This window comes from Enterococcus sp. AAFC-DPL-5182 (assembly GCF_058216605.1).
Window position 1 is genome coordinate 119491 of sequence record NZ_CM177101.1, and the last position, 25163, is coordinate 144653.

General features: G+C 36.6%; 23 protein-coding genes. 13 read left to right on the forward strand and 10 right to left on the reverse strand.

The window, feature by feature from the left end; genetic code table 11:
• Positions 1–22 precede the first annotated feature (22 nt).
• The 3 genes from AC4BB7_RS00560 (at position 23) to purR (ending at position 2606) form a co-directional block, all read left to right on the forward strand.
• Positions 23–703: a metal ABC transporter ATP-binding protein gene (locus tag AC4BB7_RS00560; protein WP_010770368.1), complete on the forward strand. Its 681-nt coding sequence runs from the start codon at positions 23–25 to the stop codon at positions 701–703.
• A complete protein-coding gene (locus tag AC4BB7_RS00565) occupies positions 676–1518 on the forward strand; it encodes a metal ABC transporter permease (RefSeq protein WP_010770369.1) in 843 nt (280 codons plus the stop codon). Before AC4BB7_RS00560 ends, AC4BB7_RS00565 begins: the two co-directional genes overlap by 28 nt.
• A 260-nt stretch (positions 1519–1778) precedes the next feature.
• Positions 1779–2606: a pur operon repressor gene (purR, locus tag AC4BB7_RS00570; RefSeq protein ID WP_010770370.1), complete on the forward strand. Its 828-nt coding sequence runs from the start codon at positions 1779–1781 to the stop codon at positions 2604–2606.
• Positions 2607–2698: 92 nt separating this feature from the next.
• Here the strand turns inward: purR and AC4BB7_RS00575 are convergent, their stop codons facing one another.
• Positions 2699–4048, reverse strand: coding sequence for a MucBP domain-containing protein (locus tag AC4BB7_RS00575; protein WP_490484034.1), 1350 nt, complete (start codon positions 4046–4048; stop codon positions 2699–2701).
• 227 nt (positions 4049–4275) lie between these two features.
• Here AC4BB7_RS00575 and AC4BB7_RS00580 point away from each other — a divergent pair, with 227 nt between their 5' ends.
• Positions 4276–5421 (forward strand): ArgE/DapE family deacylase, encoded by a 1146-nt coding sequence (locus AC4BB7_RS00580; protein ID WP_010770372.1) that lies wholly within the window; start codon positions 4276–4278, stop codon positions 5419–5421.
• Positions 5422–5507: 86 nt separating this feature from the next.
• On the opposite strand, the gene AC4BB7_RS00585 is transcribed toward AC4BB7_RS00580, so the two are convergent.
• The 3 genes from AC4BB7_RS00585 to AC4BB7_RS00595 are packed head-to-tail and all read right to left on the reverse strand — an operon-like array spanning position 5508 to position 7444.
• Complete coding sequence (locus AC4BB7_RS00585; RefSeq protein ID WP_490484035.1) at positions 5508–6422, reverse strand: NAD-dependent epimerase/dehydratase family protein; 915 nt, start codon at positions 6420–6422, stop codon at positions 5508–5510.
• The gene (locus tag AC4BB7_RS00590) at positions 6400–7113 is read right to left on the reverse strand and encodes a type 1 glutamine amidotransferase domain-containing protein (RefSeq protein ID WP_490484036.1); all 714 of its coding nucleotides are present in this window, start codon (positions 7111–7113) and stop codon (positions 6400–6402) included. The genes AC4BB7_RS00585 and AC4BB7_RS00590 overlap by 23 nt, the downstream gene beginning before the upstream one ends.
• A gap of 1 nt (position 7114) precedes the next feature.
• On the reverse strand, positions 7115–7444 hold the full coding sequence (locus tag AC4BB7_RS00595; RefSeq protein WP_207694455.1) for an ArsR/SmtB family transcription factor: 330 nt from the start codon (positions 7442–7444) through the stop codon (positions 7115–7117).
• Positions 7445–7700: 256 nt separating this feature from the next.
• Here AC4BB7_RS00595 and AC4BB7_RS00600 point away from each other — a divergent pair, with 256 nt between their 5' ends.
• Positions 7701–7895 carry a helix-turn-helix domain-containing protein gene (locus AC4BB7_RS00600; protein WP_490484037.1) on the forward strand — a complete coding sequence of 65 codons (195 nt, stop codon included), beginning with the start codon at positions 7701–7703 and terminating at the stop codon, positions 7893–7895.
• A 1223-nt stretch (positions 7896–9118) separates the two neighbouring features.
• Positions 9119–9202, forward strand: coding sequence for a putative holin-like toxin (locus AC4BB7_RS00605; protein WP_390621154.1), 84 nt, complete (start codon positions 9119–9121; stop codon positions 9200–9202).
• Between the two features lie 216 nt (positions 9203–9418).
• Here the strand turns inward: AC4BB7_RS00605 and AC4BB7_RS00610 are convergent, their stop codons facing one another.
• The gene (locus AC4BB7_RS00610; RefSeq protein WP_490485106.1) at positions 9419–9691 is read right to left on the reverse strand and encodes a type II toxin-antitoxin system PemK/MazF family toxin; all 273 of its coding nucleotides are present in this window, start codon (positions 9689–9691) and stop codon (positions 9419–9421) included.
• A 241-nt stretch (positions 9692–9932) separates the two neighbouring features.
• Here AC4BB7_RS00610 and AC4BB7_RS00615 point away from each other — a divergent pair, with 241 nt between their 5' ends.
• Complete coding sequence (locus AC4BB7_RS00615) at positions 9933–10808, forward strand: hypothetical protein (RefSeq protein ID WP_490484038.1); 876 nt, start codon at positions 9933–9935, stop codon at positions 10806–10808.
• A gap of 674 nt (positions 10809–11482) precedes the next feature.
• Here AC4BB7_RS00615 and AC4BB7_RS00620 read toward each other — a convergent pair.
• Positions 11483–12130 (reverse strand): FusB/FusC family EF-G-binding protein, encoded by a 648-nt coding sequence (locus tag AC4BB7_RS00620; protein ID WP_086314978.1) that lies wholly within the window; start codon positions 12128–12130, stop codon positions 11483–11485.
• 318 nt (positions 12131–12448) lie between these two features.
• Between AC4BB7_RS00620 and glmU the strand changes: the two genes are divergently transcribed.
• Positions 12449–13831: a bifunctional UDP-N-acetylglucosamine diphosphorylase/glucosamine-1-phosphate N-acetyltransferase GlmU gene (gene glmU, locus AC4BB7_RS00625; protein WP_086345804.1), complete on the forward strand. Its 1383-nt coding sequence runs from the start codon at positions 12449–12451 to the stop codon at positions 13829–13831.
• A gap of 71 nt (positions 13832–13902) precedes the next feature.
• On the opposite strand, the gene AC4BB7_RS00630 is transcribed toward glmU, so the two are convergent.
• From AC4BB7_RS00630 to AC4BB7_RS00640, 3 genes are all read right to left on the reverse strand, one after another.
• The gene (locus AC4BB7_RS00630) at positions 13903–14334 is read right to left on the reverse strand and encodes a DUF1433 domain-containing protein (RefSeq protein WP_490484039.1); all 432 of its coding nucleotides are present in this window, start codon (positions 14332–14334) and stop codon (positions 13903–13905) included.
• Between the two features lie 177 nt (positions 14335–14511).
• Positions 14512–14958, reverse strand: a complete 447-nt coding sequence (locus AC4BB7_RS00635) for a DUF1433 domain-containing protein (RefSeq protein WP_490484040.1) — start codon at positions 14956–14958, stop codon at positions 14512–14514.
• A 182-nt stretch (positions 14959–15140) separates the two neighbouring features.
• Positions 15141–15587 carry a DUF1433 domain-containing protein gene (locus AC4BB7_RS00640; protein WP_490484041.1) on the reverse strand — a complete coding sequence of 149 codons (447 nt, stop codon included), beginning with the start codon at positions 15585–15587 and terminating at the stop codon, positions 15141–15143.
• A gap of 62 nt (positions 15588–15649) precedes the next feature.
• Between AC4BB7_RS00640 and AC4BB7_RS00645 the strand changes: the two genes are divergently transcribed.
• On the forward strand, positions 15650–16786 hold the full coding sequence (locus tag AC4BB7_RS00645) for a Tle-like phospholipase domain-containing protein (protein ID WP_490485107.1): 1137 nt from the start codon (positions 15650–15652) through the stop codon (positions 16784–16786).
• A gap of 16 nt (positions 16787–16802) precedes the next feature.
• The gene (locus AC4BB7_RS00650) at positions 16803–17216 is read left to right on the forward strand and encodes a hypothetical protein (RefSeq protein ID WP_490484042.1); all 414 of its coding nucleotides are present in this window, start codon (positions 16803–16805) and stop codon (positions 17214–17216) included.
• Positions 17217–17293: 77 nt separating this feature from the next.
• On the opposite strand, the gene AC4BB7_RS00655 is transcribed toward AC4BB7_RS00650, so the two are convergent.
• A complete protein-coding gene (locus tag AC4BB7_RS00655; protein WP_490484043.1) occupies positions 17294–21061 on the reverse strand; it encodes a 5'-nucleotidase C-terminal domain-containing protein in 3768 nt (1255 codons plus the stop codon).
• 346 nt (positions 21062–21407) lie between these two features.
• On the opposite strand from AC4BB7_RS00655, the gene AC4BB7_RS00660 reads away from it, so the two are divergent.
• The 3 genes from AC4BB7_RS00660 to AC4BB7_RS00670 all read left to right on the forward strand — a co-directional run bounded on the left by AC4BB7_RS00660 (position 21408) and on the right by AC4BB7_RS00670 (position 25106).
• Positions 21408–22379 carry a ribose-phosphate diphosphokinase gene (locus AC4BB7_RS00660; protein ID WP_086314993.1) on the forward strand — a complete coding sequence of 324 codons (972 nt, stop codon included), beginning with the start codon at positions 21408–21410 and terminating at the stop codon, positions 22377–22379.
• A gap of 484 nt (positions 22380–22863) precedes the next feature.
• Positions 22864–24153 carry an electron transport complex subunit RsxC gene (gene rsxC / locus AC4BB7_RS00665; protein WP_490484044.1) on the forward strand — a complete coding sequence of 430 codons (1290 nt, stop codon included), beginning with the start codon at positions 22864–22866 and terminating at the stop codon, positions 24151–24153.
• Positions 24153–25106 (forward strand): RnfABCDGE type electron transport complex subunit D, encoded by a 954-nt coding sequence (locus AC4BB7_RS00670; RefSeq protein WP_490484045.1) that lies wholly within the window; start codon positions 24153–24155, stop codon positions 25104–25106. The genes rsxC and AC4BB7_RS00670 overlap by 1 nt, the downstream gene beginning before the upstream one ends.
• The last annotated feature ends 57 nt before the right edge of the window (positions 25107–25163 follow it).

A 25163-nucleotide genomic window follows, 5' to 3' on the forward strand; every position in this document is an offset into this window, starting at 1 on the left:
AGGCAGAAGAAGGAGTAGAGTCATGCATTATCTAGAAGTCAAAGACCTCACATTTTATTATGATGATGAGCCAGTCTTAGAAGATGTTTCATATTATGTTGATCCTGGCGAATTTGTGATTCTAACAGGAGAAAATGGTGCAGCGAAGTCCACGTTGATCAAAAGTACTTTAGGGTTATTAAAACCAACTAAAGGGGAAATCACGATCGCAAAAGAAAATACCACAGGTGAAAAGCTGAGTATCGGCTATATTCCTCAGCAAGTGGCATCATTTAACGCAGGGTTTCCAAGTACGGTGATCGAGCTAGTGCGCTCAGGGCGTTTTCCGCGTAATCGCTGGTTTAAACCTTTAACGAAACGAGATCATCAACACGTAGAAAAAGCGTTGAAAGCAGTTGGTATGTGGGAGATGCGTCATAAGCGGATCGGTGAACTGTCTGGTGGACAGAAACAACGTATCAGTTTGGCTCGTATTTTTGCGACAGACCCAGATTTATTTATTTTAGATGAGCCAACAACAGGGATGGATGAAACGTCTAGAAATGAATTTTATCGCCTTTTACGGCATAATGCACATGATCATGGCAAAGCGATTTTGATGATCACCCACGATCATGAAGATATCAAAGCGTATGCCGATCGACAAATTCGTTTAGTTCGGAAGGAGGATTCACAGTGGAGATGCTTTCATATGAGTTCATGAGAAAAGCCTTTTTAGCGGCAACTTTTATTTCAGTGATTGCGCCGATGTTAGGTGTGTTTCTTGTGATCAGAAGACAATCTTTGATGGCGGATACTCTTTCTCATGTATCGCTCGCCGGAGTTGCATTAGGATTTTTCTTAAATTGGAATCCAGATATCATGACACTTGTCGTGGTGATCATTGCAGCAATTATTTTAGAATATCTACGAATGATCTATAGTACGTACTCGGAAATTTCGATTGCGATTTTAATGTCTGGAGGACTGGCGTTAGCTCTGGTTCTGATGAATCTAAGTGGCGGAAATTCAGCGGCAAGTATCCAGTCGTATCTGTTTGGTTCAATCGTGACGATCACATGGCAGCAAGTCATTATTTTAGCTGTGTTGTTTGTGGTATTAGTGATTTTGTTTGTTTTATTTAAACGTCCAATGTATGTGTTGACGTTTGATGAAGATACAGCTCATGTGGATGGCTTGCCGATTCACTGGATGTCGATGTTGTTTAACGTGATCACAGGTGTAGCGATTGCGGTGATGATTCCGATTGCTGGAGCCTTATTGATATCAGCAATCATGGTCTTACCAGCTGCTATCGGGATGCGGATCGGTAAAGGATTTAACACGGTGATTATTATTAGTGTGATCATGGGATTGATTGGCATGCTAACAGGACTGACGGGATCTTATTATTTAGAAACACCGCCAAGTGCCAGCATTACCTTGATTTTTATCGCTTTATTTATTCTTGTGAGTATCGTCCGTAAAGTAGTTGTAACGATGCAACGAAATAAAAAAATGAGTGAAAGAAAAGCATAAATAAGTTAGCTGAAGGTAAGGGAAAAACGAAAGTTTTTTCTCTTATCTTCTTTTTTGTTTCTTAAATTGCGAACTATTTTTCAATTTTGTCAAAAAATGCTCGATTTTTTTTGGAAAACACCCTATAATAGGGAACGATAGATTATGAGGAAGTATCATTTATTTTATTTGTTGAAAAATAATGTATAACGAACCTATAAAAAATAAGGGCTAGTCATTATTCAAATGAATAAAAAACCTTAAAGGAAAGAGGAGAAGAAGTGACAGATTCTAAAATTCGGAGAAGCGAACGATTGATTGATATGACACAGTACTTGTTGGATCATCCCCATACATTGGTTTCTTTGACCCATTTTGCACAGCGCTACAAATCAGCGAAATCATCGATCAGTGAGGATTTAGCGATCATCAAAAAAACATTCAAACAACGAGGAACGGGAATTCTTGAAACCATTCCAGGAGCAGCCGGCGGTGTTCGGTTTATCCCAGAAATTCCATATGAGGAATCAAAAGAATTAGTTATGGCTTTGTGTGAACGTTTATCAGAACAAGATCGTCTGTTGCCAGGAGGATATGTATATCTTTCTGATTTGTTAGGACAGCCGGAATTGTTGCGCCAAGTTGGGAGAATCATTGCTTCTAAATATTTAGGGGAACAAATCGATGCGGTGATGACAGTAGCAACAAAAGGTGTGCCGATCGCGCAAGCTGTTTCGTATTACTTGAATGTTCCATTTGTGATCGTGCGCCGTGATTCGAAGATCACAGAAGGCTCGACTGTCAGTGTGAATTACGTTTCTGGATCATCTGAACGGATCGAAAAAATGGAATTATCAAAACGTAGCTTAAAGCGCGGTTCTAGAGTGTTGGTCGTGGATGACTTTATGAAAGGCGGCGGCACGGTCAACGGAATGAAGAGCTTGATCGAAGAATTTGAAGCTGAGCTTGTTGGAATCACTGTCTTTGCAGAGTCTAAATTTAAAGGGCAACGTGCGATTGAAGATTACACATCATTGCTTTATGTGGAAGATGTAGATACACGGACAAAAACAATCAATGTGGTTCCTGGGAATTATTTTGATGAATAGAATTGAAACCAGCTATCAGAAATGATGAGCTGGTTTTTTGTTTTATTCAATAAAAAAATGCTGACAACAGGTATCAGCATTTTTTTATCATATTATTGAGACTTAGTTGTTTTATTTTTTCTTAGGTAAGCAAGCCCAGTTAAGAGAATCAATGATCCGCCAAGGTATAAAATAGATTGTGTGGCAGTTTCCCCTGTTTTAGGAAAGCTCTTGTTGTTCTTTAAAGAGGTTGTATTTTGTGTCGTTGGTTTTCCAGAGTTTTCTTGGTTTATATCTGTGGGTTGATCTGATTTTTTATTAGCAACATAGTAGTAAGTAACGGTTTGCTTCTTATCAGTCAGAGTTCCGATAGCATTTGTGGGTAGTTTGGTTGTATTCAGAGTATAGCCATCAATGATCAATTTGTAAGTAGTCGTTGAGACATCGTAAGGAGTACCAATCAAGCCGCTAATGGTTTGTGATGCTGCGAGTTCTTTACCATTTTCATCAAGATATCGAACAGTCAGGTCTTGTGCTTTGACTCGATTTTTTTTGTACGTATAAGTAACGATTTGATCGAGGGCACTTAGTGTCCCAGTCGCATTTGTAGGTAGTTTTGTTTCATCCAAGGTATAACCATCAATGATTGGTTTGTAGACATCTGTTGAGGCATCATAAGGTTCGCCGATCGACCCGCTGATCGTTTTTGAATCAGCTAGTTGATCGCCTTTTTCATCAACATAGCGCACAGTGACGTCATGAGCTTTGATGGGATTTTCTTTATACGTATAGGTAACGATTTGACTTACTTGGCTGATAGTCCCAGTCGCATTTGTAGGTAATTTTGTTTCGTCTAAGGTGTAACCGTCAATAGTCAGTTTGTACTCGGCTGTTGTAGCATCGTAAAGATCGCCTACCATACCACTGATTGGTTTTTTAGGGGCAATTTCAGTGCCATTTTCATCTAGGTATGTAACCAAGACATCTTCACCAGGTAGCGGATCAGCTTTCTTTTGGACGATGTATTCTCCAGAGAATTTGTGAGATAGTTGAGGGTAATTTGAAGGATTTTCTACAGTTGCTGGAATCACAAAAGTACTTATCGTATCCCCCCCTTTTAAAACGATATTGTCTGGAAGGTTGAACGTAAAGGCGTATTTTTCGTCATCAATTTTTGTAACGGTATAATCAAACATCTGATTTCCAGCAGTTGTTCCATTATACGTTTTCCCATTGATTACGATCCAAGCTGCACCATCAAACTTACTTACAGGAACCTTTTCACCAGAAGGCAAGGTACCGAATGCTGCAAGATACCCAGAAATTTGAGTTTGACCTGCATAAGGAGTATCTAATGTAGGGCCTTCAAAAACCAGTTGATCTACTGCGTATGAAGTTTTGGGAAAACAGGTTACAATCAGCAAAATAGCAAAAAAACTTATGAAACTAGCAATTTTTTTCATTTGCAATCTTCTTTCTTTTATTTATTTATTATTATCTATTAATTATATATTAAACAAATAAAAAATAAAGTTTTTTGTGAATCTTTTCATAAATAGGCATAATAAAATGAACCTCTTTTATTTAACGAATTTCCTATTTAGGTGTATAGTTAATTTGTAAACAAATTTATCCAGTTTTTCACACACGATCAAAAGCTGAATGAATCATATGAAAGAAGGCAAACAACATGGAAAAACAAGAAAAAATTCAAATCTTAAAAGACATCGTCGCAATCAAATCAGTCAATGGCAATGAAAAAGAAGTCGCTGAGTATTTAAGCAAACTATTTAAAAAACATGGTATCGACTCAAGCTTTTTAGAATATGACAAAGACCGTGACAATCTAATTGTTGAAATCGGCAATAAGAATAGCGAAAAAGTTTTAGCTTTCTCAGGACATATGGATGTTGTTTCAGCAGGGAATGAAGCTGATTGGACATCAGATCCGTTCAAACCTGAAATTCGTGACGGCAAAATGTATGGTCGCGGCACTTGCGATATGAAGAGTGGTTTAGCGGCTATGGCAATCGCAATGATTGAATTAAAAGAAGAGAATGCAGCGTTCAATGGACGTCTTCGTTTGATCGCTACAGTGGGGGAAGAAGTCGGTGAATTAGGTGCAGAACAGTTAACCAAAGAAGGCTATGTGGATGATGTAACCTCAATGGTAATTGGCGAACCTTCTGGCTATGCTGGTATCGTTTATGCTCATAAGGGATCGATCAATTTTAAAGTGGAGTCTCAAGGTAAGAATGCTCATAGCTCAATGCCGCAATTAGGCGTTAATGCAATCGATCATCTAAATGATTTCTATTCAAGAGCGAATCAATTATTCCGTAGTGAAATCCACACAGACGAAGTGTTGGGAGACTTTATCTATAATGTAACCATGATTTCTGGCGGGGAACAGATCAACAGTATTCCTAGTGAAGCAAGTCTTCAAGGAAATATTAGAACGATTCCAGGCTACGATAATGACCTTGTTATCAAAAAAATGAATGAACTGATCGATGAGCTAAACCAAAAAGATACGTATCATTTAACATTGAGCATTGAAGCCAATAAAATTTCAGTGAAAAGTGAAAAAGATTCTGATATTGCAAAAATTGCCCAACAAGTAGCGAAAAAACAAGTCAATGTGGATATTCCAATGGTTGGTGTATCTGGAACGACGGATGCCGCTGAATTTACAAAAGGCAAAAAAGCTTTTCCAGTGATTATTTTTGGTCCAGGAAATGAAACACCGCATCAAGTGGATGAATATGTGGATGTGGATAACTATTTGGAAATGGTAGATATTTATAAAGAAATGGCAACGACTTATTTAGCTTAATGAACATCTGATAAAAGAGGAAAAGCTCTAGAATGGGAACGTCCGATTCTAGAGCCTTTCCTATACAATTCAGAAAAAAGTAATGGTTATAAAATGATTTGCTGGATTCCTTCTTCAATCGTTGTGATCTTAAATTCAGGGAACCGTTTTTTAAATTTATCTGAAACGAAGATATTATCCTCTTGATAGCGTGGAAGTAGCTCTTTTAATTCTTTCAGTTGAGGACTAAACAGACTTCCTAAGTTAAATTGCCACATTTTTAGAACCGTGTATGGAAGTTTTTTATTTAAAATCTGTTCGGATAAATTGATTATTTCAGAATACGTTTTGCTATCATCACAAGGTAAGTGCCATGTCTGACCGTAAGCATCTTCAGTGTTTCCGATTAAAGCCATTGCCCGACTGGCATCTGGTGTCCAAATCAGTGTTCGTAAGCTTGAATCACTGAGAGGAACTCGAAGCTTCTTCCCTTGATTTATGTTCTCAAAAATCATGGTATTCGTGATACTTTGTGTTTTACCAGGGCCATAAAATTCTGGTGCGCGACAAATAACTGCGTCTATTTCTTTAGCGTTCATTTTATCCAGTAACATTTGCGCCATATGTGCTCGTACAACTGCTTTTCTGCCTACTGGTCGAAAGGGGCTGTTTTCTGTTTGAGGGTCATTATTTTTGGCGTACATATACGTATTATCGAAAAAAACTAATTTCGTTTGATTTTCGATACAAGATTTCATCACATTTGCCATCATTATGAGGAATTGTTCTTCCCACATATTACTATCCATTGGAAGTCCAGCGGTAAAATAGACAATCTCGCTTCCAGAGATTGCTTGATTTGTTTCTTCATAATTAAGCAGATTGGCCGGGAAAAGTTGATCGCTTTCGTTGACCTTTTTAGGACTACGACTCACTAAGCGAAGATCTGTAGTAAAATTTTTATGAAGCTCTTTAGCTAGTTCTTGACCAATTTGTCCATTACTTCCCAAGATTGTTTGCATGTTTATTTCCTCCTAAATCTACTTCATTCAATAATAATTTTGCGACGGAACGAACAGAAAACGGATTTTGTCCAGTGATGATCTGTCCATCTTTTATAGCATAATCTTTATAAAAACGTTTCTTTTTAAAAGCCGCACCATTTTTTTCAGCAATCTCTTTATTTAAGAAAGGAACGACAGATTTTTTTCCAGCAATTATTTCTTCTGCAGTTGTAAAACCTGTAATGGCTTTATTTGCGATCAGATAGTTTCCATTATCGTCCTTAATATTTAATAAACCTGCGATGCCATGACAAACGGAAACTAAATAGCCATTGTGCGCATAAATTTCTTTAGCGATTGTTTGTAGTTCCGTATTATCTGGAAAATCCCACATTACACCATGTCCGCCAGTATAATACATCGCAAAATAGTCATCTGCATTTACTTCAGCTGGTTTTAGGGTATTCGTTAATCCTCGATAAACAAAATCAGGATCTTCATATACACTCAAAATAGATTCATCCGTGTATTTCATACTTCTAGGGTCTAAGGGAATAAAACCGCCTTTTGGACTGACAAAATCATAGGCGATACCAGCTTTGTTTAACTCATCTACAAACTCAGCAGATTCACCTAACCATAAGCCAGTAGGTTCTTTGGTTCCTTGGTATCTGGTGACATTTGTTTCTACGATCAATACTTTCTTCAATTTATTTCCTCTTTTCCGTAAAATCAATGATTTGGTCTATTAGCTGTTTCAATTGATTGATTTCTCCCAATTCATGGGTTAAATAGTAGAAATTTTTCGTGCCTTCTCGTCGATAATCAACAATATTGGCATTTTTTAATACTTTTAAGTGATGAGAAACAGCAGGTCTTGATAAGCCGGATGCTTCGATTAAATCTGGAACTTGCAATCCTTGGCAAGCTTGATCTTCCATAAGTCGAAGAATGATTGTTTGGCGTTTTTCGTCACCTAAAGCGGTTAAAAAAGGACTAAGTGCGGCGAAGCTTTCTTTTAATTCAGTCATTTTATTCATAGGTAAACTCCTAGTTTTTTATTTAGAAAATGCATTTATCGTTCGTTGGTTTAAACTATTAAACCAAAAGAGCGAAGCTTTGTCAAATAATCTGAATTCTTTCATAATGAAGTTGTATTTCTAAGAGGGAATCGTCAATATATGTCCTGTCCATTGACCTTCATTCATCATATTAACTATCAAGAAAATGAATTGTAACGATTCAAAATTGATATTGTTTTTTATAAAAAAAAAAACTCTATAATGAGTGTATAGTATGACAAGCAAGGAGAAGAAAATGGGTACAGACGTGAAAAAGAAACGTGAACAATTGCATTTAACGCAGCAAGAATTAGCGGATATATTATATGTAACAAGACAAAGTATTTCGAATTGGGAAAATGGGAAAAGGCATCCGAATAGCGATATTCTAAAGCAGTTAAACAATATTCAGGTGAGCCAAGACGAGTAATAAAACAGACAGCTGTTTATCTTGTGATAGTAAAAAAATAGTTGGTTATTTCTGAAGGGATAAACAGCTATTTGAAATCCGCAGGTTCTGCAAGCCTACGAATTTTTTTCTTAATAATCCATCTTCCGCCAGACGGATCGTTAAGACTACGGATAAACTAGAAATCAATCGTTACGTTGCGCCATTCAATCGGGTAGATTAAAGAAATGTTTATTTATCTGTTTTTGATTTTTATCCATTTGTACGCACATTGACTTGGCTGCCTTTTTTGATTGAATGGCAACGTATGGTAGTGATCGATTCAAGTAAATCCGCTCGCAAGCACCAATTGGTAGAATACCAATACGAAAACACCGTATTGAAAAAGGAGAGAGGTGCTTGCTATTTATAAAAAGAGCGAAAAAAATACGGCATTAGCGACCAACTAATACCGTGCAAAAGTGCAACAAATAACCACCAACTGCTTCAAACCGCTCAAATTTGTAAAAAACACTAGTATTTCTTACAAAAATTGAGTAAAATGAAAGAGTCGATATGCAAATATTGACTAGGGCAACTTATATTATTAGTTTGTGCTGATAATATGAGGCTCTGTACGAGGATGTCCGTCCTTTTACAGAGTGCCTTTTTATTTTGTTTTTTCGCTCTAATTACCTGATTTTAAACACAAAAAAATGATATTAGTCAGCTACTAATACCATGAAGCGTTCGTTAAATAACCATTCACTAACAGTATTGAGCAAGTAAAAAAGAATGGCAATCTGTTCTTACTTTTAGTACAATAAGGTTAGTCAATAAGAAATTATTGGCGAGGCAACTTGTATTATTAGTTTACGCTGATAATACAGGGCTCTGTTTAGAAGATGTCCGTCTTCTGACAGGGCGCCTTTTTTATTTTATGTTGTAAATTTATTCTAACGTAAAGAGGTTGAGATAGTCAATAGAATATCGTGAAAGAATTCAAATAGTCAAAAGAGTCTCAAAGAAAGGACAAGTTTGACAAAAGAGGTGGAAATTTTTGAGTTTTACTTGCATTGATGATTGTCCGATTTATCGCCTAATAATGGGTCATTTTGCTGCAAAAAATTGCAAGTAAAAGTTATAAATAATCGCTATTATGACATAATAACTAGTGTAGAAAAGTGAAAAGATGGTGGGCTAAATCTCTTGAAAAAGGGGTGATGCCTGATGATTAATGGTTGTGTCCCTAGAAAGGAATAGAGTTGTCAGTATATGAAGCATTAACACTTGCGATTAGTTTTGCAATGTTAGTAGTTGCCATATTGAAATTTAATCAAAAAAAATAAACCATCTTTTACTTTGGCGAGTAAGATGGTTTAAACACCTGAAAATAGCCTGCTAGCTTTTCACTAGCATAATCTACATTTGAGAGGTATGTTAGCGCATATCTCTCTTTTCATTGTCATTATAACACGATTTTTTTTAAGCCGCTAATGAAGTTAGGGAATGAATGTTGTCAGTACGTTTCTATATTTGAGACGAACTATATCAAACCAAGTTTTTTATGCTGTCATTAAATTTGAAAAATCAAAGCTCATGCTGACAATCTGTGCTGTTTCACCGATTTCTTTCAACGTTGCTTTTTCTATGAATCGAACATTTCTTTCTGGAGCAGTAAAATCAAAGGTTTTAACTTGAAGAGAATTGATTTGTCCAGTTACTTGATGGTTCTCATCTAAAGAAATAAAATGACTTTTTGTGTTTTGTGTAGAAGTTATCGGACAAACTGCCATCGTTCCTGTTACTGCATTATATTCATCAATGCTTATGATAATTCCCTTCCCACATAATCTTCAGGGAACCCTTCCCCAACCTCAACAAGGTTAATAATTTTCTGTGATTTCTTCTCTTTCTATAATGGAGAAATCTACTATCATGCATTTTAAATCCTAAATAGTATTTGTCTATATTATTCTATCTATAATATACAAAAAAAATACAAATAAAAAAAATGTTGACGCGTAAAGAATAATATAATATACTTTTGGAAGTAAGTGAAAGGATGATGAGAATTTAATGAAAAATTTTTTATTAGGGATTACACTATTGGTTTGTTTGGGATTTGGTACCAATGTTGAGGCTCAAGAAAGGTATGAAATTAGCGAGAATAATACTAATCTGATTGAGGAACTCACCTCAGAGGAACCTGCAAATTCAGATTATATCAATAACACGATTGATATGTATTATGAGGTACCCTCCGAGAATGATTCTAGTGAGGATTTTAATTCATTTCTAAATTCAGTCCTAGTTGAGTTAAAAAACTACGATAATAAGCAAGATGAAAAATTAGAAAATCAACTTGAAACTGCTGAGGAAAATGTTGATTTATCTTTGAATAGTAACTTACCTAAGACATCCAGAGCTTTAGTTGCAACACCATATGACCTTGCTTTAACTGCATATGTTACTGGCATTAAATTGGTTGAACGAAGAGGACACTGGCAGACTGCGAATTATATGAGACGCGCTATTGTTCCAGCAAACAGAGTCAATACAGCATACACACCAGCAACCTATTACAATACTAACGATACTTGGGCTAGAATGGTAGATAGTGAAGACTTAATGCGTTCTTACTATGGTCGCTTGAAAGCTGAAGCTTTCCGAGGTGGTAGAACTTCTGGTTCTTTCACAGGGATGCATAGGTTTACGAGTGGACATCTACTCACCGCTTTACGGGGAGTATCCTACACAGTATCTTATAAACGACAAGCAAATGGAAATTACTTTACTACTGTAAAAGTTACCGATATATTTGACTTTGCTTGGGAACCAAATGGGTATAATGATTTTGCTGTTGGTTTTGGTAATAACTATTGTTATGCAATGCAGTCTCGTGGGTATATAAAACCATATAAAATTGAAATTGTAAGATCTATGTCAAGGTAAGACAGGAGTGAGTTTTCATAAAATATAACAAGTTGCTAATCGCTATACTTAGCTGTATGTTCCTAGTTTTGAAAGTTGTTGGAATTTTTCTGACACTGAATTTTTTTCCTATGCAAGATCCTGAGACTTTAACACTTGGAGAAAAAATAGAACTGCAAAAAGAATTTTCTATTGATTATGATTTAGGAAATTCCCTGATCTATCTGAGCAATGTATGTTTAACAGTCTTAATAGTGTATTTGATATATTCATTTTATATTTTTTGGAGATTAACTCACTCTAATGATGGGAATTTCAATAAATAGAATAATATCTTCCCCTCTTTGCGTACTTATACGTGAGGAGGTTTTTTTATGAATCAAATGATAAGATTAGAGAGTAATGTAGTTGGATTGGTTGCGAAGATTGTGCTGCTCGTTGGGAATTTGACAGTATCGAAGATGCTAAGAAGTTATATAATTTCTTAGTTTGATCATAGGTATCGAGTATAGGATTTCGGAATTGTGCGCTAAAAGTATATAGAAAATCAAGACTTTTTCAATGCAATGTTAATGGGATAGGCTGGATTTATACTGTGGAGTGACGCTTATAAAGAAAAAGAGAAATCTACTATATTGAGAGAAGATGCAGTCAAAAAAATAAAAACCTAGAGGTGATTTCCTCTAGGTAGTGTTCTATTTCATAAACTTCACACTCTGAACAAACGCTTCTAACTCGTCTCTACGCTCGATATTGTGATTACATTTCTCACTATCATAGCAGATATAGTTTCCGCGCTTTGTATACATCCCATCACCGGATTCTTTCACCTTAGATAGAAACATCGCAACTTCTGACGTTTCATGACAAATCGGGCAGATACCCTTCTGAGTTGTAGGAGAAATCGTTCCGGAAACACCGACGAGCTGTCCGTCGATTGAAGCGATAATAAATTTTTGCTGTTTCCCGCTATCATTCCAGCTGTAAAAAGTATAATCTCGCAAATCCATCGTTTCCCATTCTGGGATTTTCAATTTCTTCGTCTTTTTAAAGAGCTTTGTCAGTTGTTGTTTTGAAGGCGGATCAAAGGGAATAACCGCTTCTTTTAATCCTTCCAAATAGTGTTCCAGTCTAGGCTTAGAAGTAGCAGCTTCTAAAAACCCATCTAATAAGGGTTGTAACGCATCTTTATCTGTACCAAACTGCTCATTGATTTTCTCAAGAACGATTGCTTGCAGTGTTTTGATTGTATTTTTATCATTTACAGATAAATGAGCTTGTAGCAAAATATTGGCTTGTTTTCGAATAAAATTAAATTGATATGGTTGTATTTTTGTATTCATAATGGATTTCCTCTCTATCATTCAAGTGATAAAGTACTTTGCGTAAAGGCAATCCTTCAACAACCAAAGCACTCTATTATTTCAAACCTAAATGGGCTTTTGATCGAGATACGTGTTTTTGAATTGGTATCATATTATCACCCCGCTAACATAATTTTCCTTTATTATAACGCAAATACGCAAAATTATAAATTGGTATAGTAAAAAAGCAATTGGTTCAGTTGAAAAACCATAAAGAGTAAGCTAAACTAAAACATGGCGCTATTTTAAAATGAAAATAAACGATTGAAAATAAAACAAATCTTAGGAGTGAAGCAATTGGAAAACAGATATGTCATCATCCTCGCTGCCGGTAAAGGAACACGTATGAAATCGAAACTTTATAAAGTGTTGCACCCTGTCGCTGGAAAACCAATGGTGGAACACATCATGGATCAAGTAGAAAAAACGAATCCAAGTGAAGTTGTGACGATCGTCGGTCATGGTGCTGAGGCAATCAAAAGCCATTTAGGTGAACGTAGCCAATATGCTTTACAAGCAGAACAATTAGGAACAGGACATGCTGTGTTACAAGCAGAAGCACATTTAGCAGGCAAAAAAGGCACAACGCTTGTGATTACAGGAGATACACCGTTATTAACTGCTGAAACTTTAGCGAATCTGTTTGACTATCATCAAGGGAAAAACGCGAGTGCAACGATTTTAACAGCTCATGCCGAAGATCCAACTGGATACGGTCGAATCATCCGTGATCATGTGGGCATCGTTGAAAAAATCGTGGAGCAAAAAGATGCTTCCGAACAAGAAGCTCGTGTTCAAGAAATCAATACTGGAACGTTTTGTTTTGATAATGAAGCCTTGTTTAATGCCTTATCTAAAATCAATACAGACAATGCACAAGGGGAATACTATTTAACAGATATTATTGAGATTCTTAAAAAAGAAGGTAAGACCGTTGCTGCCTACCAAATGGCTGATTTTGAAGAAGCGATGGGAATCAATGATCGTGTAGCTTTAGCTGAGGCGAATAAAATCATGCACCGCCGTTTGAATACAATGCATATGAGAAATGGTGTCTCATTCGTTGATTCTGATTCAACGTATATTGACGAAGGCGTTGTGATTGGTTCCGATACGGTGATTGAAGCTGGCGTGCATTTAAAAGGGAAAACAGTGATCGGTGAAGATTGCTTTATCGGTGCACATTCTGAAATTGTGGATAGTGTGATTGAAGATAACGTAAAAATCACGCAATCCGTTGTTGAAGAAAGCATTATTCGCAAAAATGCTGATGTCGGTCCATTTGCGCATATCCGTCCGAAAGCTGAAATCGGTGAGCGTGTCCATGTCGGAAACTTTGTAGAAATCAAAAATGCGACAGTGGCAGAAGATACTAAAGTCGGTCATTTAACGTATGTTGGTGATGCAGACTTAGGGAAAAATATCAATGTTGGTTGTGGTGTGGTTTTTGTTAACTATGATGGAAAAGATAAACATCGCACAACAGTCGGGGATCATGCGTTTATCGGGTCATCAACAAGTTTGATCGCACCTGTGAACGTTGCAGCGAATTCCGTTATCGCGGCAGGTTCTACGATTACAGATGATGTAGCAGAGTTTGATCTGGCGATTGCGCGTGCAAGACAAGTGAATAAAGAAGGCTATGGGAAAAACATGCCTTATATGAATAACGAAAAATAAGAGAAAAAAGATGATTGCCAAATCCTTGGTAGTCATCTTTTTTCGTATTTATGATAGTGAGTTGTTAAAATTTATTCAGTGTAAGCTGAATCGGAGAACCAAGAACTAGAATTTTCTTCACTGTTTTCTCGGTGTTCCTTACGTTGGATATTCTCTATTTCAGAAACAGAATATGTTTTTCGGTTTTCAAATTTTGCATTTTCGTTATCAAATGCGCCATTAATTGCAATATTTCCTTCAAATTCTTTTTGATAAGGCATAATATCTGCTGAAAAATCATTTTCTTTATCATCATTAAAATAACCATAAAAGACTAATGTTCCCATTGGATTTTTTTTTGTTTTAGTAAAGGTAAGAGAATCGATATTATAATTGTAATTAAAAAATAATTCGATTCGTTCTTTTTGTTTGTTCGTATAATTGTTATAGCTGTAGCGATTCAATCCTGCTATCCCTACTACCATTATTCCTATCGCAATCAAAAATTTATATCTAGTTTTCATAGTCGATGTGTCCTTTTTGTATCAGAATTATTTATGAGCATAACAAAAGAAGAGTTATTACCATGAGTAAAATCGATAAAGGCTATTTTGTTATAGCTTCAGAAGATTATCTAGTTGAAAAAATTTTCTAGTATTTGTGATAATCCGCTGTTCTAAAAAAGTATGAGTTGTTAAAATTCATTCACTATACTTTGATAAACCTGCTGAACCGGAGAACCAAGAACTAGAATTTTCTTCTGTATTTTCCCGTCGTTCCTTTCGTTGGATATTCTCTATTTCAGAAACAGTATAGGTCTTTCCATTCTCAAACTTTGCATTCTCTCTTGCAAAAGAGCTACTCATAGCATTATTTCTTTCAAACTCTTTTTGGGAAGGCATAATTTTCCCTATAAAATCATTTTCTTTATCATTATTAAAATATCCATAAAAATTTAAAGAGCCTGTAGGATTTTTTTTAATTTTAGTAAAGGTAAGTGAATCTATATTGTTATAATTATAGGTGAAAAATAATTCGATACGCTCCTTCTGTTCGTTCATATAATTGTTATAGCTGTAGCGATTCAATCCAGTTATCCCTACTACCAATATTCCTATCGCAACCAAAATTTTATATCTAATTTTCATAGTTAGTATGTCCTTTTTGTATCAGAATTATCCATAAGCATAACAAAAGTATAGCCATTACCATGAGTAAAATCGATAAAGGCTATTTTGTTATAGCTTCAGAAGATTATTCAGTTGAAATTGAAAAATTTTCTAGTATTTGTGATAATCCACTGTTCTAAAAAAGTATGAGTTGTTAAAATTCATTCACTATACTTTGATAAACCTGCTGAATCGGAGAACCAAGAACTAGAGTTTTCTTCTGTATTTTCCCGGCGTTCCTTACGTTGGATCTTCTCTATTTCAGAAACAGATATAGACCTTCCATCTCCAAATTTAAAATTTTTATCGTCAAAAGATCCATTTATAATGATTTCTGATTCAAATTCTTTTTGATAAGGCATGATTTTACTAATAAAATTACTTTTTTTATCCTCATTGAAGTAACCATGGAAATTCAATGAGCCTGTTGGATTTTTTTTAGTTTCTGTAAAAGTAATAGATTCGATATTGTTATAATTGTATTTGAAAAATAATTCAATCCGTTCTTTTTGCTTGTTCATGTAATTATTATAGCTATAATAATTCAATCCAGTCACCCCTAAAATCATTATTCCTACTACAATCAAAAGTTTATATCTAGTTTTCATAGTCAATGTGTCCTTTTTGTGTCATAATTAATAATAAGTATAACATAAGGAGAATAATTTTGATGCAAAGAAAAGATGAAGATTATTTTAGAATAACAGATGCTGCATATGATAATTTAAATAGTGGCGATAAAATAAAAGGTTTTAATGGCCAGAAATATAAAATAGTAGATACTTTAAATAACCCAGATAAAAACGGTGCACAAGGAATCGCAGTAGCCCCTATCGTTAACGGAAAACCCGATCTTTCCAATATCACGATTTCGTATAAAGGAACCAATCTTGCTGATGTGGATGGTGATCTAAGCGCTGATGTCCAACAAGTTACCTTGGGTCAAAAAGATAAATACCAAAATGTACATGTTCCTGGAACAACCATACGTGTTCCCGTTCAAGTCAGTAGTCAATTCGATACGGCATTAGCTTTTGCTGAACAATTAAAAGCAGATCCACGTTTTAAAAATGCAACGTTTGATTACACAGGTCATAGTCTAGGTGCTGGTTTAGCTTCTTATGTTGCTGCTGAGTTTGGAGAGTACGCTACAGTCTTTTCTGCTCCAAATATTTACCGGTTATTGAGTGAAAAAGCAAAAAAATGGGTTGATGCTGGACATGCCGCCGACAAGATTACAAATTACACGCATATGAATGATAGTGTGGGAAATTTTGATCAATTTGGTATGCCTTTAGTTGGAAAGCGGGTCCTCACTAAAAGTAATAAAGAGTTAGAAACATTTATCATGAGTTTATTAACGTTAGGTGGACATCCTACCGATACTTTTATGGACATGTTTAATGGTGATGGAAGTATTATGCGTCTATTTGCTCCAGCATTGCTTCGGGCGACTGCTGCACAATATGATGATATGAAAGGCACTGCATTAGGAATCAAAAAAACAATTGAACAATATGAATGGGATGAAGGCGAAGAAGTGATGGCTTTGCAAAAACATATCCGTAGTGAAGCCAGTGGCGGAGCTTATTCTGAATTAGAAGACCATGAAATTCAAGATATTTTGAAATCAGTCGCACCTTACTCTAAGGGGGATCAATACTATGCTCATGATCCAGAAGTTGTCAAAGAGTTAAAGGGGAAGATGATGACGATTGGAGATAATCTAGGCGAATTTGCCCATAGCTTACGGATGGCAGCTGTTAAAGCAGAAGCGGCAGATGAACAAATAGCAACATCGTTTTAATTAAGGGGAGAAAAAAATGAATGGATCAGGTATAGATTTGAGTATTGGTGGAGAGTCATATAGTGATGTTATTTCAAGTTTACAGCAAAAAATTACGTTTGAATCAAGCTTAAAGGAACCAAATTCAGCTACAGTTACGTTATATAAAATCCAACTAGAACAATACCAAAAGTTAGAGAAAAAAAGAATGCAAAAAATAGCATTACAAGCGAAGTGCGTCAGTGTATTTACCCCATTGAAGGAAGAAGCTGCTCAAATGCAAAATAAAATAAAGACAGAGCAATTTGATCTAGGACGTAGTGTGGAAACATTCGTTCAAAATGCTCCAGATATGGTAAAAGGGAAAGCGGGCACCTCGTTTTCACATGAGGTATCAGTGATGAGAAATAGTGTCATTGAAGCAAGCGGCATGTGCGAAGCTGTTACATAGTAAAATAATTAAACATTTGACATTTACTTCATGAAATAGAAAAGATGGTCACCCATAGTTGGTGACCATCTTTTTAGTTATCCGATTTTTCGTTTACGATTATATTCATAAAAACCATAACCAGAAAATCCAATAACAAGTAATCCTAAACTGCCGTAAGCAACAATTTTTTCACCCATTTTCGGATAATCTGCTGTTTTTCCGCCAGGTTTAGTTGTTTTGATCTCGTCTGGTTTTGTTTTCGTGGGATCTTTTGGATCTGGATTTGGTACAGGTTCGGGTTTGTTTTTCTTATTAAATTCAGCTTCTGAAATAGAAATGATTCGTTCGCCTGGGAAGGCTTCTTTATATTGTGCTAGATCGATATTTGTTGCGGCATCGTATAAGCGAAGATTGGTTGCTTGTTTTAAATGATTGATTAAGACTGTGTCTAAAGAAGGACCTTCTTCACGTTCGCCGCCTAACATATCATAACCGTCACCGCCTGCAGCTAGGAAGTCATTAGTCGCCATATGATAAGTTGCTTTTTCATCGATCGGTGCAAATTTTCCAGTTGTACGGTCTTGGACTTCAATTTGTAAGATTCGTTCCCCGACGATGGTTTTGTCTGTACCATTGCCTTCGTCTGCTGGCAATAGTGACCCTTTTTTGGTTGAGTCATAGTGGACACGAATCGTGCTTGAAACATGAAGGAATCCACCATTTGCGCCAAGTTTAGGTTGATTGTAGTCATCTAAAATGATGTTGCCGTTTTCGTCTTTTTGAGCCATTGAACGAAGCGAAAGCTCAAACATTTCCTTGACCTCAGCACCTGTCACTTTGATTTGAGAGATGCTGTTACCGAATGGCATTACAGCTATAACGTCTCCTAGTGTCACTTTTCCAGGTTCGATATTTGCTCGAATACCGCCACCATTTGTTACTGCAAAATCAGCTTGATTTTTAAAGCCGTGCTGCCCGTAAGCTAACATAGCATCGCCAATCAGATTCCCTAGATTCGTTTCTCTAGTCCGTACATTGTCGCGCTCACCATTAAATTGGTAAGGGTTATTCTCAATGACAACTTCTGAACCCCATGCTTCAAAATTTGCTCTGGCTTGGTCAACTAAAGCTTTAACAGCAGGATCTTCTTCTAAATCTGCTAAGGTTTCTGCAGGAGTTAATGAAGCTGTTTTTTTGCTAAGATCTGTCAAATCCACATTGACTAAACCGACATTATTCAAATAATTCCCTGTTTGGGTGTACATCACATTTCCAAATTGTTTTCCGCCATCAACGGCTGTATGAGAATGCCCATCTAAAACAGTGATATTCAAATCGGGAAAATCTTTGCTTAGTGTCTCTGCCAAAGTATCACCACGCCATTCATGTGGAGTTGTTTCGTCGATACCTAGGTGTCCAGTAACGACATAGGCAGTGATTGTTTCCCCTGAATCTTTGATTGTTTGGATGGCTTTTTTTGTTTCAGCGATTGGATCAGCAAAAGTCACACCAACTACATTGTTTGGATGTGTTTTTGTTGCTGTTTCAGGTGTGGTTACGCCGATAATTGCGTATTTATTGCCACCTTTTTCAACGATTGTAGAGGGTTCAAAGACTAATTTTCCATCTTTAAAAGTATTATTTGATAGGATTGGGAAATTTAATTCGTCTTTATATTCTAGTGCCGTGTCCAAGCCAAAATCAAATTCATGATTTCCGACAGCCATGGCATCGTAGCCCACTTCATTCATCACTTTGACCATGTCTTTGCCTTTAGAGAAATTAGAAATCGGCAAGCCTTGAAATGAATCTCCTGCATCGATCAAGAGATCTGGATTGATCACGTTTTTATACGTTTTCAAACGTGCCGAACCTAAAACATCTTTTCCATTGCCTTCTAATCGTCCATGAACATCGTTGGTATGTATGATCGTAAATGTTTCTGAATCTGGAGCGTAACCAGCATTGCGCACATCTTGTTTCGTGATCGGTTTAACGTTTGGGGTACGACCGTCTGCAGCTGGTTGAGTCTGCAATGTACCATCATTCACTAACTGTACAGCTAATTTCCGCCAGTTGTTATTAAAATGATAGCCGATCACTTCCCAGTTATGTTCGATTTCTTGTGCTGGGTCAAGTGTTTGTTTTTCACGGATATAATCGGCAATCAATCCACGCAATGTTTCAGGATCAGTAGACTTGATTGGTTCACCTGTCACAAGACCTTGGGTCAATAGACCTTCGTAGCGGTAATTATTCATAGCAATCGTATAATTTGCCGCAAGATCAACTGGTTTTCCGTCAATTGTTGGATTGATAATACGCTCACCATGTGGTTTAGAAATATCGATCTTATAAGAAATTCCAGAAAAGACATCATAGTTATATACTCGGATTTTTTCATTAAAACTGATCGTTAAATCATCAGGACCAGGTGTATTATAGTAATCCGCCTGATTTTCCATGTATTCCAGTAGATTTTCTCCAGTGATATTGACACTGACTAGTGTATTAGGGTATTTATAAATATCAAAAATATTGGAATAAGAAATATCTCCTGCATTTAATTTACTGTCTGCTTTAAAGAGTGCAGAAGCAGCAAGTTGTGCGCCAGTTGCTTTTCGCTGTACATTATTGATCAGTGAAATCATTGCAGTAGGTCGAAGCTGAGCTTCAGGAATGCCTTTCACTTCTTCAGCGGGTAAAAAATCTCCCGTCGCTGTTCCGATTTTCTCTGAGATGAATTCTCTCGTTTTATCATGGTATTCTTTTGTTTCGGCTTTTAAGGCTTCATCTGCTGGAACAGTTTTAGTACTTACGATAGCGGCATCGCTATTTTTTACTTGCCATTTGTCGGCTGATTTTTCGATATCAAGTTCGATTTTGATCATTTCAGTTCCAGTATCTTTTGGACCTGCCACAGGAACAAGCCCATTTGGTCCTTGAATTTTCTCTGCGAAAGAGCGATGATCGTGTCCTAAAATATAGGCGTCGATGCCAGCGACATTAGTGATGACTTGATCTGCACTCGCAGCAGGATCAGAGCTTTGACGTCCAGCATGCATCGAAGCGATGATGATATCAGTCTCATCTTTTAATTCAGCTACAGCTCTTTCAGCTTCTTCTTTCAATGGATTGAAATACAAGCTATCTACTTTAGCGCCATCCCATAATGGAATTTGTGGTGTTGTGAGACCGATGATGCCGACTGTTAAGTCTTTGGTGCCATCACCATCCAAATCAATATCTTTTTTTGTTGTTCCGCCAACAAAGCGGTTATTTGATTCTTTGACATAAGTATTCGCTGATAAAATTGGAAATTCAGCTTCGCTTTTGAGTTTTTTGATTAAATCTAGTCCAAAGTTAAATTCATGGTTCCCCAACACCATGGCATCATATTTCATATAGTTCATTGCTTTGATCATCGGATTTGGTTTCTCGATCAAAGGTGTTTTATTGTAAAGATCATCTGTTAATATTGTTCCTTGGTTCATATCTCCATTGTCAATCAGAATTGTACCATTAGGGTTTTCTGAACGGATATTTTGGACGACAGAACTAACTTGAGAAAGACCCACTGGTGTTTGTTTATCATCCTCATATGACCAGTTCCATAGCTGTCCGTGAACATCTGAAGTGCCTAAAATAGTCAGTCGTTGTGAGTTTTTTGTCTGATCAGTTGGAGCAGTGGTATCTGATTCATCTGATGTTGTACTTGAAACAGTAGTGCTTTCTGGTTGTGTTGATTCGCCAGTTTGTTGCTCGATTGCTAATGCAGTAGTAGCACTAGTACTTAAAAGCAAGGTTGAAACCATCAATACTTGTAACCCAAGGTGTACTTTTTTCAAAACAGACTTTTTCACAAAATTCCTCCTTAAATTTAAAGCGTAGCAGGTTTGCTCAGCTCGCGAAGACATTATAATGAACGAATTATCCACAAAAAATAATGCGCTTTCATTTTTGGTGTCCAACTAAATAGTAATATATATCCTTTGTTTTGTCATTAGAAAATGTACTGATTTTTCAAAAGAAAATGACAAAATCTACATATTTTTATGACTTTTATTTTTTTCAAGTGAGTACATGCAGGTTTTTATTAGAAAATCGTATTAATTTAGAGGAATGCTCCAAAATCACTTGATTTATTTTGAAAAAGTGACTACTATTTATAAGGAAACTATTGTTCAGTAAAAGAAAGTGGAGGTCCCCATGTCAAAACATTATTTTGATCCAAGATTGAAAATCTTTTCTCTTAACTCGAATCGTCCGTTAGCGGAAAAAATCGCAGCAGCTGTCGGTGTCGAATTAGGAAAATCTTCTGTAAATCAATTTAGCGATGGTGAAATTCAAGTAAACATCGAAGAAAGTATTCGTGGTTCTCACGTGTATGTTATTCAATCAACAAGTAGTCCTGTCAATGATAACTTGATGGAATTATTGATCATGATCGATGCTTTAAAACGTGCCAGTGCTAAAACAATCAATGTTGTAATGCCTTATTATGGTTACGCACGTCAAGATCGTAAAGCACGTGCCCGTGAACCAATTACAGCGAAACTTGTTGCAAATATGCTTGAAAAAGCAGGAGCAACTAGAATGTTGACATTGGATTTACATGCAGTGCAAATTCAAGGATTTTTTGATATTCCAGTGGATCATTTGATGGGAGCACCATTAATTGCAGATTACTTTATGGAGCATGGTATTCAAGGTGATGATGTTGTTGTTGTTTCTCCTGACCATGGCGGTGTGACTCGTGCCCGCAAATTAGCTGAGTATCTGAAAGCGCCAATTGCTATTATCGACAAACGTCGTCCAAAAGCAAATGTTGCCGAAGTCATGAATATTATTGGACATGTAGAAGGAAAAACATGTGTATTGATCGATGATATGATCGATACAGCTGGAACGATCTCACTTGCTGCCAATGCGTTACAAGAAGCAGGTGCAAAAGAAGTATATGCGTCATGTACACACCCTGTTTTATCAGGACCTGCGTTACAACGCATTGAAGATTCTGCTATCAAACGTTTAGTTGTGACGGATTCTATCTACCTTTCTGATGATAGAAAAATCGATAAAATCGATGAAGTCAGCGTGGGTGAATTAATTGGGGATGCCATCAAACGTATCCACGAGAACAAACCAGTTAGCCCATTGTTTGAAACGAAGCGTCGTTAAAACTTAATGGATACACGGCGACAAACATTATTTCACGGTATGGAAATATACAGTGAAATAACGTTTGTCGCCTTTTTTTTGTAAAAAAATATCAAAATTAGTTTTATAACAGGAAAATATTGATTTTCAGTCTTTTTTTTATAAGAAAATCGTTTGCAATGCCTGGTACTGACAATTGGAAAACGGTTTATCTATTTTAATTATAAAAAAGAAGCTGAATATTCGTCTTATAAAGTGAATCGCAAGCTCATCTTTCGGCAATTGACGGAAAAAAATAATTCTGAGTTGTAAATTTTGATGATATGCTGAATTTAATAGGTATTTGATTCTAAAAATAGAACGTTAAAAGGAGCAATCATGAAAAGAGAAAAATACGAAATCTGGGGCTTAACGATCCAATTAGTCGTGGTGGCGATTGCACTAGTGTACTATTTTTTTATTTACAGATAAGTAAGAAATTTTGAATTAGAAGGAAGGAAAATCAATGTTTTTTAGAATGAAAGGAAAGCTTGGCGGTGTTATGGTTCAAAAAAATAAGTGGCTAACCAAGCTAGAATCAATCACAGAGCTAAGTGCTCCCAAGCAGATTATCTTACCAATGAATATGCATATCGGTAAACCTGCAAAAATTGTTGTTTCCATTGGTCAAGAAGTGAAAATAGGAACATTGATCGGCGCAAAAGATGGCTTGATTTCAGCCAACATACATAGCTCAGTTTCAGGAACTGTTGAAAAAATTGAGCAAAGAATCATTGGAGTAAACGAAGTGTCAGTTGTAGTCATCAAAAATGATTTTAAAGATACATATGAAATACCACAATCAGGGAATGAAAACATAGTTGATCTTATTAAAAACAACGGAATTGTCGGCATGGGCGGAGCTGGTTTTCCAACAGATGTAAAATTTCTTTTCAAAGAACATCAGCAGATGGAAACGTTGATCGTTAACGCGGTCGAGTGTGAACCCTTTGTTACGGCTGATAGACGAATTATTATTGAGCAGCTGAATGATTTTATCGAAGGAATCAGTCTGCTTCAAGAAATGCTATCAATCAAACAGTGTGTGATTGCAATCGAAAGTTCATCGGAAGAAGCAATCCTAAAACTGAATGCTAAGATCGATAATGACCGTATCAAACTGAAAATTTTGCCGAATCATTATCCTCAAGGGGCTGAAAAGATCGTTATTAAAGCGGTCCTTGGAACAGAGCTGCCAGCAGGGAAATTGCCGATTGACTTAAATGTTGGAATCATGAATGTATCAACGGTGTTAGCAACATTTCATGCGTTGAAAGAAAATCGACCATTGATCGATCGAGTTGTGACGGTTTCTGGTACACCGATCAAGACGCCTCAAAACTTACGCGTAAGAATTGGCACACCGATCGAACATGTTATTGAAGCGTGTGGCGGTTTTATTGAAAGCCCGATGAAATTGATCAATGGCGGGCCAATGATGGGAAAAGTCATTCAAAATTTAGATGAACCAGTCACAAAAACAACGTCTTTGATTCTTGCTTTGACTAGAGAAGAAGCGGAAATCCCTGAAGAGCAAAGTTGTATTCGCTGTTCAGAATGTGTGAACGCATGTCCTGTCAATTTACAACCGATCTCGATCAGTAATGCGTATCGAGCAGGTGATATTGAAGAAACAAAACGCTTAGGTGTGTTGAACTGTATTGATTGTGGCGCATGTTCGTATATTTGTCCGTCAAAAATCGATATTTTAGGTGATATCCGAGCGGCGAAGCAAAAAGTATTGGAGAGTCAATGATGGTAAATAAAGAATATACAAGTACGGGACCATTTATGGGCCCTCATATTAGAGAAAAATGGACCTCTCAGTGGATCATGCAGCAAGTGTTGATTGCTTTAGCGTTTCCAACAATTGCCGCTACTTACTTTTTCGGCTGGTGGTCATTAGTAATGGTAGTGGTAAGTATTGTTGCCTGTGTAGGACTGGAATTTTCTTTTCAGAAAATAGTTCATAAAAAAGTGACGATAACGGATTATAGTGCGGTGATCACAGGGTGGCTTTTGGCTTTGACATTGCCTGTGACAGCGCCATTATGGACATTGCTTATTGGAGACTTTATTGCGATTATTGTTGTAAAACAGTTGACTGGCGGGATCGGCAGAAATTGGTTGAACCCAGCTGTGGCAGCTCGTGTATTATTGAAATTATTTTTCTCACCATGGATCACAAATTGGGTTACACCGCAACCAGATGTTGTCGCAACAGCAACACCATTAGCTGATTTAGGCAATTTTGCTAGAGAGGTTTCACCCACGACACCAGATTTGTTTGAGTTGTTTATGGGGTATGGTTTAGGTGGACCGATTGGAGAGACGTGTAAGTTTGCGTTACTTTTATCAGCTGTTTATTTGATTGCACGTAAAATCATCAATCCGTTGGTTCCTATTCTAACATTAGGCTCGTTTTATAGCGCAATTCTGTTATATAGCGGGTTTGATTTTTCATTTGCTAATGCTCATTTGTTGAGTGGGGCATTGATTTTTGCTGCAGTCTTTATGGTGACGGATTATACGACTTCGCCGTTGACGGATAAAGGGAAGTATATATTTGCGATCGGCTGTGGTGTGTTGGCAGTGGTCTTGAGGATTAGTTTGGACTTACCTGGTGGAATTGGTGTGGCGATTTTGGTGATGAACTTGCTGACGCCGTTGATCAATAGATATACGGTGTCGAGGATTTATGGGGAATGATACCTTCTCAAAAATATTAAAATAAAAAAGATAGTAGTTCTATTACAGAACCGCTAT

Coding starts and splice junctions, on each gene's coding strand:
- AC4BB7_RS00560 (WP_010770368.1), top strand. CDS start 23: ATGCATTATCTAGAAGTCAAAGACCTCACATTTTATTATGATGATGAG.
- AC4BB7_RS00575 (WP_490484034.1), bottom strand. CDS start 4,048: ATGAAAAAAATTGCTAGTTTCATAAGTTTTTTTGCTATTTTGCTGATT.
- AC4BB7_RS00580 (WP_010770372.1), top strand. CDS start 4,276: ATGGAAAAACAAGAAAAAATTCAAATCTTAAAAGACATCGTCGCAATC.
- AC4BB7_RS00585 (WP_490484035.1), bottom strand. CDS start 6,422: ATGCAAACAATCTTGGGAAGTAATGGACAAATTGGTCAAGAACTAGCT.
- AC4BB7_RS00595 (WP_207694455.1), bottom strand. CDS start 7,444: ATGAATAAAATGACTGAATTAAAAGAAAGCTTCGCCGCACTTAGTCCT.
- AC4BB7_RS00600 (WP_490484037.1), top strand. CDS start 7,701: ATGACAAGCAAGGAGAAGAAAATGGGTACAGACGTGAAAAAGAAACGT.
- AC4BB7_RS00615 (WP_490484038.1), top strand. CDS start 9,933: ATGAAAAATTTTTTATTAGGGATTACACTATTGGTTTGTTTGGGATTT.
- AC4BB7_RS00620 (WP_086314978.1), bottom strand. CDS start 12,130: ATGAATACAAAAATACAACCATATCAATTTAATTTTATTCGAAAACAA.
- AC4BB7_RS00630 (WP_490484039.1), bottom strand. CDS start 14,334: ATGAAAACTAGATATAAATTTTTGATTGCGATAGGAATAATGGTAGTA.
- AC4BB7_RS00635 (WP_490484040.1), bottom strand. CDS start 14,958: ATGAAAATTAGATATAAAATTTTGGTTGCGATAGGAATATTGGTAGTA.
- AC4BB7_RS00640 (WP_490484041.1), bottom strand. CDS start 15,587: ATGAAAACTAGATATAAACTTTTGATTGTAGTAGGAATAATGATTTTA.
- AC4BB7_RS00645 (WP_490485107.1), top strand. CDS start 15,650: ATGCAAAGAAAAGATGAAGATTATTTTAGAATAACAGATGCTGCATAT.
- AC4BB7_RS00650 (WP_490484042.1), top strand. CDS start 16,803: ATGAATGGATCAGGTATAGATTTGAGTATTGGTGGAGAGTCATATAGT.
- AC4BB7_RS00660 (WP_086314993.1), top strand. CDS start 21,408: ATGTCAAAACATTATTTTGATCCAAGATTGAAAATCTTTTCTCTTAAC.
- rsxC (WP_490484044.1), top strand. CDS start 22,864: ATGTTTTTTAGAATGAAAGGAAAGCTTGGCGGTGTTATGGTTCAAAAA.
- AC4BB7_RS00670 (WP_490484045.1), top strand. CDS start 24,153: ATGGTAAATAAAGAATATACAAGTACGGGACCATTTATGGGCCCTCAT.